The 15058-nt window shown below is 68.3% G+C and carries 12 protein-coding genes and 1 pseudogene; 6 read left to right on the top strand and 7 right to left on the bottom strand.

Annotated elements, in window-relative coordinates; all coding sequences use genetic code 11:
* Window positions 1-63 precede the first annotated feature (63 nt).
* From istB to BO226_RS07855, 4 genes and pseudogenes are all read right to left on the bottom strand, one after another.
* Complete coding sequence (gene istB, locus BO226_RS07870) at window positions 64-882, bottom strand: IS21-like element helper ATPase IstB (RefSeq protein WP_071934946.1); 819 nt, start codon at window positions 880-882, stop codon at window positions 64-66.
* A pseudogene (locus BO226_RS07865) lies at window positions 879-2238 on the bottom strand (IS21/IS408/IS1162 family transposase). The gene istB and the pseudogene BO226_RS07865 overlap by 4 nt, the downstream one beginning before the upstream one ends.
* A gap of 135 nt (window positions 2239-2373) precedes the next feature.
* Window positions 2374-2889, bottom strand: coding sequence for a 2-oxoglutarate and iron-dependent oxygenase domain-containing protein (locus BO226_RS07860; protein WP_071934945.1), 516 nt, complete (start codon window positions 2887-2889; stop codon window positions 2374-2376).
* Between the two features lie 39 nt (window positions 2890-2928).
* Complete coding sequence (locus BO226_RS07855) at window positions 2929-3129, bottom strand: hypothetical protein (protein WP_071934944.1); 201 nt, start codon at window positions 3127-3129, stop codon at window positions 2929-2931.
* Window positions 3130-3207: 78 nt separating this feature from the next.
* Between BO226_RS07855 and BO226_RS07845 the strand changes: the two genes are divergently transcribed.
* Window positions 3208-4322 (top strand): IS3 family transposase gene (locus BO226_RS07845; RefSeq protein ID WP_156895135.1). Its coding sequence is split into 2 segments (ribosomal slippage): window positions 3208-3475 and window positions 3475-4322, totalling 1116 coding nucleotides; the frame shifts between segments, so codons are not numbered across the junction.
* A 152-nt stretch (window positions 4323-4474) separates the two neighbouring features.
* Here BO226_RS07845 and BO226_RS07840 read toward each other — a convergent pair.
* On the bottom strand, window positions 4475-4846 hold the full coding sequence (locus BO226_RS07840) for a winged helix-turn-helix transcriptional regulator (RefSeq protein ID WP_039587212.1): 372 nt from the start codon (window positions 4844-4846) through the stop codon (window positions 4475-4477).
* 80 nt (window positions 4847-4926) lie between these two features.
* Between BO226_RS07840 and BO226_RS07835 the strand changes: the two genes are divergently transcribed.
* Window positions 4927-5337 (top strand): RidA family protein, encoded by a 411-nt coding sequence (locus tag BO226_RS07835; protein ID WP_071934942.1) that lies wholly within the window; start codon window positions 4927-4929, stop codon window positions 5335-5337.
* Between the two features lie 10 nt (window positions 5338-5347).
* Here the strand turns inward: BO226_RS07835 and BO226_RS07830 are convergent, their stop codons facing one another.
* Window positions 5348-5701 carry a Zn-ribbon domain-containing OB-fold protein gene (locus BO226_RS07830; RefSeq protein ID WP_071934941.1) on the bottom strand — a complete coding sequence of 118 codons (354 nt, stop codon included), beginning with the start codon at window positions 5699-5701 and terminating at the stop codon, window positions 5348-5350.
* Window positions 5702-6189: 488 nt separating this feature from the next.
* On the opposite strand from BO226_RS07830, the gene BO226_RS28385 reads away from it, so the two are divergent.
* On the top strand, window positions 6190-6318 hold the full coding sequence (locus BO226_RS28385; protein WP_260782744.1) for a hypothetical protein: 129 nt from the start codon (window positions 6190-6192) through the stop codon (window positions 6316-6318).
* Between the two features lie 126 nt (window positions 6319-6444).
* Here BO226_RS28385 and BO226_RS07825 read toward each other — a convergent pair whose 3' ends face one another.
* Window positions 6445-7773, bottom strand: a complete 1329-nt coding sequence (locus BO226_RS07825) for a PucR family transcriptional regulator (RefSeq protein ID WP_071934940.1) — start codon at window positions 7771-7773, stop codon at window positions 6445-6447.
* Between the two features lie 218 nt (window positions 7774-7991).
* On the opposite strand from BO226_RS07825, the gene BO226_RS07820 reads away from it, so the two are divergent.
* From BO226_RS07820 to BO226_RS07810, 3 genes are read left to right on the top strand one after another with little or no spacing between them, the layout of a single operon-like run.
* A complete protein-coding gene (locus tag BO226_RS07820) occupies window positions 7992-9482 on the top strand; it encodes a TIGR02677 family protein (RefSeq protein WP_041803338.1) in 1491 nt (496 codons plus the stop codon).
* Window positions 9479-10873 carry a TIGR02678 family protein gene (locus BO226_RS07815; protein ID WP_071934939.1) on the top strand — a complete coding sequence of 465 codons (1395 nt, stop codon included), beginning with the start codon at window positions 9479-9481 and terminating at the stop codon, window positions 10871-10873. Before BO226_RS07820 ends, BO226_RS07815 begins: the two co-directional genes overlap by 4 nt.
* Complete coding sequence (locus BO226_RS07810; protein ID WP_071934938.1) at window positions 10870-15030, top strand: TIGR02680 family protein; 4161 nt, start codon at window positions 10870-10872, stop codon at window positions 15028-15030. Before BO226_RS07815 ends, BO226_RS07810 begins: the two co-directional genes overlap by 4 nt.
* The last annotated feature ends 28 nt before the right edge of the window (window positions 15031-15058 follow it).

Here is a 15058-nt window from a genome sequence, read left to right as displayed (position 1 = left end):
GATGATGAGGCTCAGCGAATGTGCTCGCTTGTGCTCAACGAAAGTGCCCACTCGCTGGCTGTTTCACTGTAGCGGTTGCCGTGTTCCGGTGGTGGCCCGACGGAGCTTCTCGGCTCGGGCGTGGTGATCGCGCAGGCGGTAGGAATTACCATCGAGGTTGAGCACGACCGATCGGTGCAGAAGTCGATCGAGCATCGCAGCGGCGACGGTCGTATCGCCGAGGACCTCACCCCACTCACCGACACCGCGGTTGGTGGTGATGATGATCGAAGTCTTCAGATAGCGTTGCGCGACAACCTGAAACAAGGCGGATGCGGCCTCACCCGGTAACGGAAGATAACCGAGCTCGTCGATCACCAACAGCGTCGGCCCGGCGTAGAACCGCATCGTTGTCGCCCATCGGCCTTCGATCGCAGCGCGGTGACAGCGGGCCGCCAGATCGGCGGCGGTGGTGAAATAGGTGCGATAGCCGGCATGCGCTGCCGCCCGCGCCAAACCCACCGACAGGTGGGCCTTTCCGACCCCCGGAGGGCCGATGAGCAGGACGTTCGTCGCAGTTTCGAGGAATCGGCAGGTGCCCAGTTCGGTGATCAGTGCCCGATCGAGTCCGGGGGCGGCGTCGTAGTCGAAGTCGTCGAGTGAGGCCGGGGTGGGCAGGCACGCGAACCGTAACCGTCCGGCCAATCTCCTCGCTTCGGTGGCGTCGACCTCGATCGACAGTAGCTGTTCGAGGGCTGCGGTCATCGACAGTCCGTCCTTTTGGGCCCGGTCGAGCACCGACGGCAGCGCTTCGGCGGCGTCGTGCAACTTGAGGGTGGCCAGGTGCCCGCGCAGACGCTGATAGAGACTCGTCGAGGTGGTGGTGTCGGGGGTGATGGTCATGCGAGGGTGTTCCTTCCGCGGGCAGCGCGCTCGTAGGCGGCCAGGTCGACAACCGTCGACCGCGGTGTCGTCGACGGCGAGTGATGGTCAGTGGTGTTGGTGCGCAGTACTTCTGCTGCAGCACGTGCGTCCGCACCGGGTGGGATGCGTTCCTTGCGGCGGTGCGGCCGGCCTCCGACCGCGGCCCCGGCCATCGCGGCCTGCTCGAGGGCGTGGACGTGGCCGTGATCGCGCACGATGACCCCGGCCCCGTCCGGAGCGAGCCGGTGCCGGGCGATGGTGATCTGCGAGGCGGTGACGATGTCGATCACCTCGTCGCCGAGCCGCCGGGTGACCTGCACCTGTGCCGCGGGCCAGTTCCGGGGGCACCGAGTAGCGGTTGCCGCGGTAGGCCACCAATGCTTGCCGGGAGACGGTCCGCGGTTCGCTGATGAGCACCGGATACGGATCGGCTGGCATCGGCGTCAGGGGTTCGCGGGCGGCGACGGTCAGCACCGAAGCCTTGCCGTCGGCGGTGGCGCGCATCCGGGCATCGGCGCGCAGGGTGCAGAACTTGTCCACGCTCGCCTGTGCCTGCTCGACGGTCAACTCATCGGCCACGGACCGCCACCATCTTTGTGCTGCAGTGTGATTGGCCTTCTCGACAACGCCTTTGCGGTTCCCGGCTCGCGGTGGGCAGATCGCCGGCACGACACCGTAGTACTTGGCGACACCGGCGAAGGAGGCGGTGACTTTCCCGCTGTCCGGGTGACAGACCGTGGCCATCCGATCGAACCGCCAGGTGCGGGTCAGGCCGCCGAGTTTGCGGCAGATCCGGTCGAGGCCGTCGATCAGATGCGGCTGGGTCATCGCCGGGGCGAGCACCCCACGCCACCGGCCGGAATGCGCGAGCGAACCGACCAGCAGGTAGGCGGTCTTGCCCCACCCCCACGATTCGGGTGGGTTCGGTAGTTCGACCCAGTCCCATTGGGTTTCCTCACCGGGTGGATGTTCGATGACCGCGTTGGGACGGTCGGTTGCGCACGCGCAGGCCTGGCAGACGGGCCGGAGTTTTCGTTGCCGGATCTGGCGGGTCAGCGTCTGATACGAGGCGGTGTAGCCGAGGTCCTCGAGTTCGTCGCACAAGGTCCTCGCCCACCACAGGTGCGGATCCTCGGTCAGACGGGCCGAGACGTAGTCGATGAACGGCTCGAATGGGTCTTCACCAGCGGATTTGCGGACTCCGGGTGTGGTAGTGCCGTTCAGATAGTTGCGGATCGTGCGCCGGTTTCGGCCGGTGTGCCGGGCGATCGCCGAGATCGTCCAGCCTCGTTTGTGCAGTGCGTGGATCTCCACGTCTTCCTCCCATGTCAACATGAGAAAACGGGTCTCCTTCGGGGTGCTGGTGCGTGGTCAGAGACCACCAGCATCGAAGGAGACCCGCCCTCATCGGCGGAGCCACACGGGTGAGCACTTTCGGTGAGCGGGACTGAGCAAGATCAATGAGCGCCATCAGAGATAGCTGTCGTGGTGATCGGTGAACTGCTCAAAGTAGTTCTGTTGCTTGCCGACGGCGAGGGCAAAGATCTGGCCGATGACGTCGGCGCGTCTGTCGAGGGTCGTGTAGTACCGCACAAGTGCGTCGCGGAACGCCTCGTTGATGAGGGGGTCTCCCCAGATCGGCGAGACCCAGTCGATGATGTCGAGGCGCCGCACGCGAAACTCCTCACGAAGATCCGGCGGCACCGTTCCATCGCCCTCGAGATTGCCGAGGGACATCGATGCGAACTGTTTCCAACCGGTGCCACGAACCGAATTGTCATGAGCGGCCTTCGTCGACTCTGGCTGCTCGTAGAACGATCGGATAGCGTCGAGCGCACCCTGCATGATTTCTGGGGCGACGCCGTGTCCGGTGACCACAAGGAAGCCCGTGTTGCGGCACGCATCGTCGACGGCGGCGACTACGGACTCCTTGTCAGTGCCGTCGATGAACGACTTCAGGTCGATGATGGGTACGTTGCGTGGCATTAGAATAACCTCTTTCTGGGTATGGGGTCTTGCCCCGAGCTACTGCAGCCCGATGGCGGGATCGATGAATTTGTTGGTGGCGAGATCCTCGGCGCTCAGGTTTGCGGGGAGGTTGGTTCCCCTTTTGCCGAGGATTGGACGCATGACGTCGATAAGCTTGTCGATGCGGTCCATGTCGAAGTTGCCCAGCGTCTGGTCGGGGCCGTTGCCGACGAAGCCGTAGGACGTGTCCTGGTACATCTGGGCTGACCCCGTCTGAGCGCTCCGGGTTGAGTGCGAGTCTCGTGGCCCACGCTTGTGGGCAGGAAGGCTCAACCCATGGCAACGAGGAAACGGCACACGCCGGAGCAGATCGTCAGGAAGCTGGCCACTGCTGACCGGCTCATGGCCGAGGGTAAGGACGTCGCGGACGTCTGCCGCGAGCTCCAGGTCACCGAGGCGTCCTACTACCGGTGGCGTAACCAGTTCGGAGGGCTCAAGGCCGACGACGCGAAACGGCTCAAGGACCTCGAGAAGGAGAACGCCACGCTGAAGCGGCTCCTTGCCGACGCGGAGCTGGAGAAGGCCGCGTTGAAGGAGATCGCCCGGGGAAACTTCTGAGCCCGGAACGCCGGCGGGCAGCCGTGGAGCACCTCATCCGTGTGATGGGTGTGTCCGAGCGGTTCGCCTGCCGGGTCACCGGGCAGAACCGGACCACCCAGCGCCGCCCACCCGCCGCGGCTACGCCGGCCGATCCCGACGCGGGCTTGAGGATCTGGCTGAGGGGCTGGGCCAAGACCCACCCCCGCCGCGGGTTCCGGCCTGCCTACCACGACGCCCGCGCCGAGGGCTGGCTAGTGAACCACAAGAAGCTCCAGCGGCTGTGGCGAGAGGAAGGCCTCCGCGTCCCGCAACGCCGACGCCGCAAGCGGACCGGGACTTCGACGGTGCCGATCATCCCGCCCGCCGACAAGCCCGACGCCGTGTGGGCGGTGGACTTCCAGTTCGACTCCACCACCGACGGTCGGCCGGTCAAGATCGCCACCATCGTCGACGAACACACCCGTGAATGCCTGGGTGGGCTCGTGGAGCGCAGCATCACCGGCGACGACCTGATCGACGAGCTCGACCGCATCGCCCTGACTCGCGGCTACCCCGGCGTCCTACGCTGCGACAACGGCCCCGAGCTGGCCTGCGACGCGATGGCCGAGTGGGCCCGGGAACGCGTCGGGCTGGCGTTCATCCCACCCGGCGAGCCGTGGCGCAACGGCTACGTCGAGTCCTTCAACAGCCGCATCCGTGACGAGTGCCTCAACATCAACATCTTCTGGTCCCTGGCCCAGGCCAGAGTCGTCATCAGCGATTGGAAGGAGGACTACAACCATCGCCGACGGCACAGCTCCCCCGGCTACCAGGCGCCAGCGGTCTACGCTGCTGCCTGCACCCATCGATGAACTCTCATCCAATCTGGATCAGTTCTTGGGGTCCGCCCACTCCGCCCGAATCCGGTGCTGGCACCTCGCAACGTGTACGAAGCGAAAGCCCGACGATGGCAGGTGGAATGGCCTCGATTGGTCGTCGAACCGTGGCCCGAGCGCTGACATCCTCATTCGCCGAGATCCTCGTCGAATCTGCGTCGCGCTTCCTCGATGCGAGGAAGATTCGTCGACGCCCACATCAACAGAGCGTCGATCGGTTCGCGCACCGTCTTCCCCAGTGCCGTGATGCGGTATTCGACCGCGACGGGACGGGTGTTCACCACCCGGCGTTCGACGATTCCGTTGCGTTCGAGTCTGCGCAACGTGGTCGTCAGGGATTTCTGCGTGACCTCGGGAACGGCGCGCCGCAGCTCGTTGAAGCGGCGCGGAGCCTCGCACAATTCGGTGAGCACGCTCAGGGACCACTTGTCGAGGATCTGCCCCAACAGTTCCCGGTGGGCGGCGACGGCGAGCAGATCGTGGTCAGCGGTATCCGACATGAAACCTGGTTTCGTTGAAGTGACTTCCGGATACCAAGTATAAATCAGATACCATTTGGTTCCGACCCCAGGAGAACTCCGTGTCCGTCACCCTGTTCAGCCCCGAAGGCACGCTGCCGAACGCTCCTTACCACCACGTCGCAGTCTCCACCGGCACGCGACAGGTCCATCTCGCCGGACAGGTCGCATACATGCCGGACGGCTCACCGATTCCTACCGAGCTGGCCGGTCAGGTGGCCCAAGCGCTGCGCAACGTCGCACGAGGCTTGGACGGAGCCGGCGCGACCTTCCGCGATGTCGTGCGCCTGACGTTCTACGTCACAGACTGGCATCCCGAGAAGATCGGACAGTTCATGGCCGGTGTGCAGGCCGTCGCGCAGGAGATCGATCTGCCCGATCCGATGCCGCCGGCATCGCTGATCGGTGTCGCGGCGCTCTACGAATCTGTCGTGCTCGTGGAGATCGAAGCCACCGCGGTTCTCGAGGGATGAGCGTCGTAGATCAGGCCGCGCAGATCCCGAAGACGGGGAATCCGTCGTCACCCGCAGTGGACCGGAACGCGACCCGCACCCGGGCCTCGGCGCAGTCGGGGAACGATCCTTCGATCTTCGAGTAGAGCCATGGCCCGTCGTCGAGTTCGACGATCGCGAGGGTGACCACGCTGTCGTCCTGCGCGCCGTCGTCGAGCGGTTCGACGACCTTCCAGGACACGATCGAGCCGGTGCCGGAGCAGCGGGCGGACTCGAGGTTCGCGCCGCCGCAGGAGGAGCAGCACGCTGTCTCCGGAGCGTGAAGCGTCGTGCAGCTTCCGCAGCGCAGGATCGTCATGCAGTTCTGCGTCGCGTGGGGCGCCATCGCAGTCCTTCCGTCAACGGAAAATGTCCGAGCCACGAAGCGGTCCGTCGTAGAGGGGGGCGGGACCCCGACGGGCCGATGACGTAGCTCCGATCATCGGCCCCCTATTCGAAGGTAGGTCGGCTCGGGACCTTTTCCATCGGTACGCGAGCACACAGATCGTGGGGGTTCGCTGGTCGCAGCGCACAATGCCGGGTCGGTCGACAGGGGCTTTCGGGTCGTTCGGGCCACCGGATGTCACTTGGACAAGCGCCGAAAAAACCTCCCTACCTGCAGATCTTCCCTACTTCGGCGTGTTCCAGCTCGCACCGGCACCCAGTGCCACGCGCGGACACTGTGCGCGCAGCCCGAACCACTACCGAAACAGTGTGCAGCCGCACCGGTGAACCGAGGGACGTTCGTCCTTCACGTGGAAGACAGCGGCACCCGATTCGCCGGGTCGACTCGCCCGCAAGCTCGGTCACTCCAACGCCGCACACTGCGCGCTGTTGCCCGGCAACGCACTCGAAGCGCTGGCCGGCCTTGCAGGACGTCGCCAGGAGTCGGGGCGGATCTGCCCCGCCGACGCGGATATGTCGGGCATGCCGCCCACGCTCATCCAGGTCGGCTCGCACTAATTGTTCTTGTGGACGCGGAGTCGATGGCCGACCGTCTCGCCGACGCCGGTATGGCGTGCGATCTGCAGATCGGCGAGATCGGACGGTTCGTTCGCAGCACCGTGCCCGGCTCCCGCTGACGCGCAGTCAGCCGGACGCGGGCGGAATCTCCGAATCGGGGGCGAGCACGGCGGCGCCGAGCCAGTGGCACAGCGCCAGCGCGTTCTCGAGGTCGAGCCGACACTCGCGGACACTGTGCCCGATCTGCTCCTCCGCCTTGCTGATCCGGTAGGCGACCGAGTTCCGGTGCAGATGTAGTCTTTCCGCTGTGGCGACGAAACTCCCTCCGCTGGAAAGGAATTCCCGCAGCGTGTGCCGCAGTTGCGCGGCAGCGGGATCGTCGGCGGCGAGGCGACCGAGCACATCCCCCACCCAGCCGCGGGCCCACTCGAGATTCGTGCACATCAACGCGACCGCGCCGACCTCGTCGATCGAGACGAGACGCGGACCCGGCAGCGCCGATGTCAGAGCCACCTCCCGCGCCTGCGCCGCCTGCCGATGGGTGCGGACGAAACCGTCGATCCCCTCCTGCGGCGCGCCGACGGCGACACCGACAGGTCGCTGCCATGCCGCGACGATCCCGGACAGTCCCCTCGGGTCGATGCGATCGACCGTGCCGAGCGGGATCCATGCCCATGCGGTGTACTCGTCGAACTGTTCGAACAGCACCCGACCTCCCCGCCCGAGATGTTCGGCCAGAGTCGTCACTGCCTGCTCGAGACCGTTCCATTCGGTGCCGGACCGGTCCCCACCGACCACCTCGATATCGTCCGTCCAGACGATCACCCCGAGGTGGCGCTGGCCGAGCCGGTAGCCGAGGGTGTGCTCGGCGTCCCCCACCTCGATCGGTCGTCCGGCCAGGATGTCCTGGATGCGGGCGGTCCGGGAGGCGTTGCGGTTGAGCAGCCAGGTATCGCGCTCGGTCTCGTAGACCCCGAGCAGCTTCTGCGACACCCCGTCGATCCCCGCGGAGAGTTTCATCAGGATCTCCACGCCCGCCTGCATCACTGCCGCGGCGTCGTCGCTGAGTCCGGCCAGCACCTCGAGGCACCAGCGCATGATGCTGTCCTGCGCGAGCCGGTTGCTGCGGTCGACCACCGAGACGGGGAATCCCTGTCGGGCCAGCATGCGCACCAGCGAGTAGGACGCCGCCGGGATCTCGATCTCCTCGAGGTCGTCCCGCAGGAACCGGGTCATGGCTGCGACGCCTTCCTCCGCGGCCTGGGCGAGGGAGCGGCGGGTGTGGCGGTCGGTGGACACCGCCTCGATCTCGGCCGAGATCCGCTCGGTCATGTACTGCGTGATCTCGGCGTGCCGCGTCGTCGACAGGTCGGCGACCGCCTCGATCAAGGCACGCGTGGCAGGTCCGGGATCGCCCACGCTGTGGGTGTCCTGTCCGATCTCGTGAGGATTCATCGTGTCCGATTCCGGAGGCTACGGCGTCTGTCCGAGTGCACTGCCTTGCCGAGCGCACCGCCTCGACCGTAACGGCTCGGGACGGGCCGCCACCGCGGATCGGGGCGTCCCTCGGGCAACGATCATGCCGACACTCACGCCGGGTGTTGTCCGGACCCGTCGGTTGCGCCGCCTAACCTGTCACGGTGAGTGAATCAGGCCGAGCGCGGTTCGGCGCGATGGAGGACGCGTTGGTGCGGGACGACCGCCTGCGCCTGTTCTCGTTCGCGACGGCCGAGAAAAGGGTGCACTACCTGTGGGTTCTGCGCGCATTCGATCACGCGCGCGGCAACTACTCGGTGCTGTTGCACGCCGGCGACGTCGAGAACGTCCTCACCCGACTGCCCGGCGCGAGCGGCGACGACGTGCCCGATTCCTCCGAGATCCCGGCGCTGCTCGAGCAGCTGCACGCGTGGGGTGTGCTCGAACGCAGCTACGACGGATCCCGGGCAGCGACGCTCGCCGAGTACCGCAACCGGCACTACGTCTACCAGTTCGGGCAGGCGGGCTACCGGGTGTTCCGCGCCGTGGAGGACGTGTTGTCCTCCCGCGGGGAGGACGTCTCGCTGTCACGTCTGGCCCTTCCCGATCTGCTTGCCGATCTCAACGATCTCGCCGACGCGAACGCCGCCGGCGACGGCGAGCTGGTCTACCGGAAGTTGAGCCGCCTCGACGCGACGTTGTCGGACATGGCCGAGCGCGCCGCCCGTTTCTATCTCGTCCTCGGCGAGCTGGTGCGCACCACCGAGGTCACCCCGAAGACCTTCCTCGCCCACAAGGACGCGCTGCTCACCCATATGCGCGAGTTCAGCACCGACCTGGCCCGCTACGCCCCGAAGCTTTCCACGGCGCTCGACCGGGTACAGGCCACCGGGGTTCAGAAGCTCAGCGCGGCCGCGGCCCGGCACGACGAGCGGGTGCTGCTCTCGTTCGAGGAACGCGAAGCGGACTGGGCGCAGCGCTGGTGGGGCGTCGAACACTGGTTCGTCGGTGTGGGCTCCGAACCGAGCGAATCCGAACGCCTGCGCGGCGCGACCATCAACGCGATCTCCGCGGTGCTCGGGCTGCTGCGCCGGCTCACCGAGCAGCGTCGCGGGGGTGTCAGCCGCGAGTCGCAGCTGCGGCATCTCGCGGGCTGGTTCGCTGCCGCGCCGTCCGAGGAGGCCGCGCACGCACTGTTCGATGCGGTGTTCGACCTGGGCCGGCCCCGACACTTCTCCGTCGCCCATCCCGATGCCGACATCGTGCCGGTCACCCGCTCGTGGTGGGAAGCGCCTCCCGTGGAGATCGCCCGCACCCTCGCCGAGACCGGCCGGCGCCCCGCAGCGGGAGCGCCGGGGCGGATCCAGCGCAACGACGCCGGAGTACGGCGGCTGCGCGAGGCGCAACTCGAGAAGCAGCGTCGCCGGGCCGAAGCGGCGCGTTCCCTCGCCGCCGGAGGGGTGCGCGAACGGAAGCTGAGCGAACCGGAAGCAGAGGTGCTGTTGAGCCTGCTCGACGCCGCACTGTCGGCCCGCGTGCCCGTGAGCGGGCGGGTGCGCAGCGACGATGCGTCCTCTGGTACGCAGAACGGCGTCAAGCTCACCCTCCGACCGAGCGGCGAGTCGACGGTGGTGCACACCGCGCGCGGGCGCCTGTATCTCGACGGTCTGTCGGTGGAGGTGCGATGAGGGCGCGTTCGATTCCGTCCGTCGAGCTGGATTCGTATCAGCGCGCCGCGCGGCTGGTGCTCACCCACCACCTCGTCACCGCGACCTTTCCCGACCGGTCGGCGCTGGCGACGGTGCGCCGCTGGGCCACCGAGCTGCGGGAGGATCTGCTCGCCACCTTCGGATACCGGCTCGAGGTCACCGAGACCACCGCGCGGCTGTTCACCGTCGCCGATCGCCTCGACGCGGGGGCGGGCACGTCGACGCACACCGGCCGGCCGTTCGACCGGCGCCGCTATGCCTATCTCGCGTTGGCGATCGCGGCGCTCGGTCGCGGCGCCGGGCAGATCACGCTGTCCGAACTCGCCGAGCACGTCGCGTCCGAGGCGAGCCGGGTGGACGGTGTCGAGCTCGACACCGAACGAGCCGCCGATCGCGATGCCTTCGTCGATGCCGTGACCTGGCTCGGCGTGCGCGGGGCGATCACCCTCGCCGACGGTGATGCGGGCAGGTGGGCGAGCGATCCCGACAGTGGTGAGGCGCTCTACGACGTCGACCGCGCGGTCGTGCATGCCCTGTTCCGGCCACCGCGGGCGTTGCAGCACCTCGAATCGGTGCGCGGCCTGCTCGGCAATGCCGGTGCCCCGCAATCGGATACGGCGGAGGTACGGAGGCGGGTGCGACGCGCACTGGTGCAGCGTCCCGTGGTGTACGCCGACGATCTCGACGACGACGAAGCGCTGCAGTTGGCGTTGCCGCGCACCACCGACGCAGTAGAGTTGCTCACCGGCCTGGTGTGTGAGCGTCGCGCCGAAGGCGTTGCGCTGGTGGATACCTCGGGACGACTGTCAGATGTACGGTTTCCGAACACGGGGACGGTCGCGCAGGTCGCGCTGTTGCTGGCCGGGGAGATGTGCGATCGCGTCCTCGATCCCGACGCCCCTGCCCCACCCCGGATACCCGTACCTACACAGACACAGGACGCTCTCCTCGCGGCCGTCGATTCCGCGATCCCGAGGTCGACGGTGTTCACCCCGCTCGCGGCGTCCGACACTCCGATCCCCGACGAGCTGGAGCAGGACGACGCCGCTCGTGCCCCGCTCGAGCATCCCTTGCTCGAGGATTCGTGGCTGGCGGGCACGGTCGGGCGTCTCGTCGACATCTACGGCCGGACCTTCGCCGCGCAGTGGCAGGCCGACCCCGCGGGACTGGCCGAGGCCGCGGTGGACATGCTCGATCGGCTGCGGCTGGTGGCCCGGGTACCCGGCGGGGTGCTCGTCCTGCCCGCGATCGCGCGCTTCCGCGGCGTGACGGTCAGTGTGCGCGAACGTGATCCGGAGATCGACCTGTTCCCCGAGACCACCCCGCCGACAGTCCCCGCACCCGATACGAACCCGACGGAGATCTCATGAGCAGCGCCCGATTCCGCCCCACGCGTGCCGGGATCATCAACCTGTGGGACTACCGCGACCAGGAGTTCTCGTTCGCCGACGGACGACTGGTGCTGCGCGGACCGAACGGGTCGGGCAAGACGAAGGCGCTCGAGGTGCTGTTCCCGTTCGTGCTCGACGGCCGGATCGAACCGCGACGTCTGAACCCGTTCGCCGGCGAGGAGCGCACCATGCGCTCGAACCTGCTGTACCGGGGGCAGGACAGCACCCACTCGTACGTGTGGATGGAGTTCTGCCGCGGCCGCGCCGACGACCCGGAGGCCGTCACCGTCGGCATCGGGATGCGCGCCACCCGCGGCAACGACAAGGTCACCCGCTGGCATTTCGTCGTCGACGGCCGTGTGGGAGTGGACTTCTCGCTGCTCGACGACGAGGACCGACCGCTCACCCGCAAACAACTGGTCGATCAGATCGGGGCCGACGCGATCGCCGATCGTCCCGTCGACTACCGGGCGGCGATCGACGCGCGCATGTTCGGTCTGGGCGCACAACGCTACGACCAGCTGATCAACCTGATCCTCACGCTGCGCCGCCCCCAGCTCGCCAAGAACCTCGACCCGAAGGGCCTCTCGCAGGCGCTGACCGACGGTCTTCGTCCCCTCGACGACGATCTCATCGTCGAGGCCGCCCGCTCGTTCTCCGCGATCGAGGAGGTCGAACGCACCCTCGAATCCCTCGCGGCCGCCGACGATGCGGCGCAGCAGTTCGTCAAGGTGTATTCGAAGTACATCCGGCAGCAGGCCCGTACCGCAGTCGACAAGGTCGCCACCCGTCTCGGGGTGGTGGACACCGCGGTGCGGTCGCTGCGTGAGGCGGCCGAGGCCCGCACCGAGGCCGCCACCGCACGCACGGCCTCGGAGGAACAGCTCCTGGTGGCCGAACGTGACCACGAACAGGCACGCACCACCCTCGAGGCACTGCACCGCTCCAGCGCCTACGAGGGCAAACAGCAACTCGACGACCTCGCCTCGGCGGTGAAGAACCTCGAGCGCACCACCGCCGCGCAGGCCGAGCAGGCGAACCGCGCCCAGGCCGCCGTGGCCGACCGGCTCCGCGACCACGACAGTGCCCGCGACGCGCTCGAGACGGCGACGGCGGCACGTCGTCGCGCCGAGGACGGGCTGAGTGCGGCGGCCGAGGACGCCGGCATCACATGGACCGGTCTCGACGGCATCGAACGGACCGAGCAGCTCAGCGCGGCGATCGACGCGCTCGCCGAGGAACGCGACGCCGACGTGCGCGTGGTGCGCAGCGCACTGTCCCAGCTCGACGGTGCCGCCGCTGCGCGGTCGCGGGCCGAGGCTGCCGCGGTGCGTGCTCGCGCGCAACGCGACACCGCGTCGGCGGCGGTGGAGGCCGGCGAGACCATGGTCGAGCTGTCCCGCAGCGAGGTCGCCGCCGAGCTGGGCCGGTGGTGGTCCGATCGCGCCGAGACCTTCGCGGCTGTGGGCCTGTCCACCCCGGTCTTCGAGGCGCTCGACACCGCCTTCGGCACCGTCGGTCAGGACGATGCCCCGTCCCCGGCGGCGGTGTTCGCCGAGCACACCGGGCCCGTGCTCGACGACCTGCGGTTCCGGCGTCGCGTGTGCGGCGCGGAGATCGAATCGCTCGGCACCCGGATCGCCGAACTCGAGGCCGAACGCACCGCCGTCGCAGCCGAAAGTGACGACGCTCCCCCGACCTTCCCGGCCCGCACCGGCAACCGCGACGATCTCGTCGGCGCGCCGCTGTGGCAGCTCGTCCGCTTCCGCGACGACGCCTCGGCGCAGGACGCCGCCGGTATCGAAGCGGCCCTGCAGGGCGCGAACCTGCTCGACGGGTGGATCACCGACGGCGTCGGCGACCTGCCGGACATCGAGTCGGAGCAATTGTTGGTGCCGCTGGCACCCGGGCACCGGCCGAGCGGTCCCACGCTCGCCGATGTACTCGTTCCCGAAACCGACACGGCCGTCCCCGAGGAACGGGTCGCCGCGGTGCTGTCGTCGATCGCATGGGCCACCGATCCCGGCCCGGACGCGCGGGTGTCGGTCGATGCGCACGGTAGGTTCCGGCAGGGAGTGCAGCTCGGTCGCCACGTCAAGGAGCAGGCCGAGTTCATCGGAGCCACCGCCCGCGCCCGGCGGCGGCAGCGTCGCATCGTCGAACTCGAGACCACCATCGCCGAGTGCCGAGCCGACGTGGCGTCGCTGCGCGAGCAGGATCGCGAGATCGGCGACCGGCTCACCGCACTCGACGAGGCCGTGAAGTCGTTGCCGCGCACCGGATCCGTGCTCGCCGCGCTACGTAAGGTCACCGAATGCGCCGGCGCGCTGCGGACCGCATCCGAATCCGCATCCGCCGCCGACCGCGATCTGGATCAAGCGATCGCCGCGGTCGCCACCAAAGAACAGCACCTGCGGTCGACGGCCGGCCGGCACCGGGCACCGCTCACCGCGACGGAACTCGACAGTCTCGATGCGGCCGTGCGGCACTTCCGTTCGCAGGGCCAGGCCTTGCAGCGCGCGCTGCGCGAGCAGGTCACCTGCGGTGATCGCCTCCGCGACAACGACGTTCGCCTCGACGAGGCGCGGGTCTCCGCCGAGAATGCGGCCGAACTCGCGGCGGAGAACGCCGAGACGCTGGCCAACGAGCAGCAGAAGCTCGAGACGCTACGCGAGTCGATCGGGGCGAGCGCCGACCGAATCGATGCCCAGCTCGACGAGGCCCGGCGCCGAATCGAGGCGGCGAAGACCGCCGAGCGGACCGCACGTAAGGCCCACGAGTCGGCGCTCGAGCGGATCGGCAAGGCCGAGGCCGCCCATACGGGCGCCGAGCAGACACTGCGGTCGGCGCTCACCGAGGCCCGCGCCGACGCCGATGCTCTGGCTCCCTTCGCCCGCCGCGACCTGCTGACCCTGCTAGGCGTGGAGAGCGAGCACATGTGGCCGTCCAGCGCCGCCGCGTGGCTCGACGCCGATCAGCTGACCTATCGGATCCGGCAGTCCCCCGACGACACCGTCGACGTGCTGCCCACCGAGGTTGTCGCGTTGTTCCGGGCACTCGACGCCGCCACCGACTCGGTCACGGCCTCCGAGTCGACCCGCAAGTCCACCGCGTCTGCACTGACCTCCGCGCTGCAGGAGTTCGACGCCGAACTCGCCCGGGGTCGCGACTACCGCCTGCATTGGGACGCTGCCGACGGCATCACCGTCGTGCAGGTACAGGACGAACAGGGGTACACGTCCGTCGCGGCGTTCGCGCAGCGCATCGCGCGGGCGCGGCAGGAACAGGAAACCCTGCTCACCGACTCCGAACGGCGCATCCTCGAGGACGCGCTGCTCACCGGTCTCGCGCAGCAGATCCACGAGCGCACCGTCGACGCCCGCGACCTCATCGCCCGGATGGGCACCGAGATGCGGCAACGGCACATGTCCTCGGGCAACACCATCGGGGTGCACTGGGTGCTCGCCGACCATCTCGACGAACCGGCCCGGGCAGTGTGCAAGCTCCTCGACCGTGACGCGTCGATGCTGGCTCCGGAGGATCTGGCGGGGATCCGCGCGCATTTCGCCTCGCGGATCCGCGCGGAGCGGGCCGCGCATCCGGAACGGTCGTACCCGGAGATCCTCGCCGCGACGCTGGATTACCGCCGGTGGCGGGTGTTCTCGTTCAGCCTCGTCGGTGCGGACGGCAGTGAGGACCGCCTCACCCCGGCCCGGCACTCGGCGTTGTCCGGTGGCGAACAGTCCGTCTCTCTACACCTGCCGTTGTTCGCCGCGGCGCACGTGATGCTCGATTCGGCCGACCCCCACGCGCCGCGCCTGCTCGCCCTCGACGAGGCCTTCGCCGGTGTGGATGACACCGGCCGCAGCGAATTGCTCGGCCTGTCCGTGCAATTCGACCTCGACCTGTTCATGACCGGTTTCGACCTGTGGATCACCTATGCGGGCGTGCCGGGGTGCGCGCACTACGACCTGTCGCATTCCGTGGCCGAGCACACCGTCGCCACGACGCTGCTGGTGTGGTCGGGTGGCGAACTGCTCGCCGAGCACGACGGGTCGGATCTGGAGAGCGCGCTCGGATCCCCGCGCACCCGACGGGTCACACGCCCGGTGGAAGGAGCCCTCGAGTTCACCTGATCGTGACGATGGTCACTGCGGCGTGTTC

Source organism: Rhodococcus sp. 2G, assembly GCF_001886355.1.
Taxonomy (GTDB): domain Bacteria; phylum Actinomycetota; class Actinomycetes; order Mycobacteriales; family Mycobacteriaceae; genus Rhodococcus; species Rhodococcus pyridinivorans.
The sequence above is the reverse complement of the archived record's forward strand: the minus strand, read 5'-3'. Positions and strand labels throughout refer to the sequence as shown.

Bases quoted from the DNA above. Each gene is read 5' to 3' on its own strand.
- BO226_RS07840 (WP_039587212.1), bottom strand. From the start codon at position 4,846: ATGTCGGATACCGCTGACCACGATCTGCTCGCCGTCGCCGCCCACCGG.
- BO226_RS07815 (WP_071934939.1), top strand. From the start codon at position 9,479: ATGAGGGCGCGTTCGATTCCGTCCGTCGAGCTGGATTCGTATCAGCGC.
- BO226_RS07860 (WP_071934945.1), bottom strand. From the start codon at position 2,889: ATGCCACGCAACGTACCCATCATCGACCTGAAGTCGTTCATCGACGGC.
- BO226_RS07820 (WP_041803338.1), top strand. From the start codon at position 7,992: ATGGAGGACGCGTTGGTGCGGGACGACCGCCTGCGCCTGTTCTCGTTC.
- BO226_RS07825 (WP_071934940.1), bottom strand. From the start codon at position 7,773: ATGAATCCTCACGAGATCGGACAGGACACCCACAGCGTGGGCGATCCC.
- BO226_RS07810 (WP_071934938.1), top strand. From the start codon at position 10,870: ATGAGCAGCGCCCGATTCCGCCCCACGCGTGCCGGGATCATCAACCTG.
- BO226_RS07855 (WP_071934944.1), bottom strand. From the start codon at position 3,129: ATGTACCAGGACACGTCCTACGGCTTCGTCGGCAACGGCCCCGACCAG.
- BO226_RS07830 (WP_071934941.1), bottom strand. From the start codon at position 5,701: ATGGCGCCCCACGCGACGCAGAACTGCATGACGATCCTGCGCTGCGGA.
- istB (WP_071934946.1), bottom strand. From the start codon at position 882: ATGACCATCACCCCCGACACCACCACCTCGACGAGTCTCTATCAGCGT.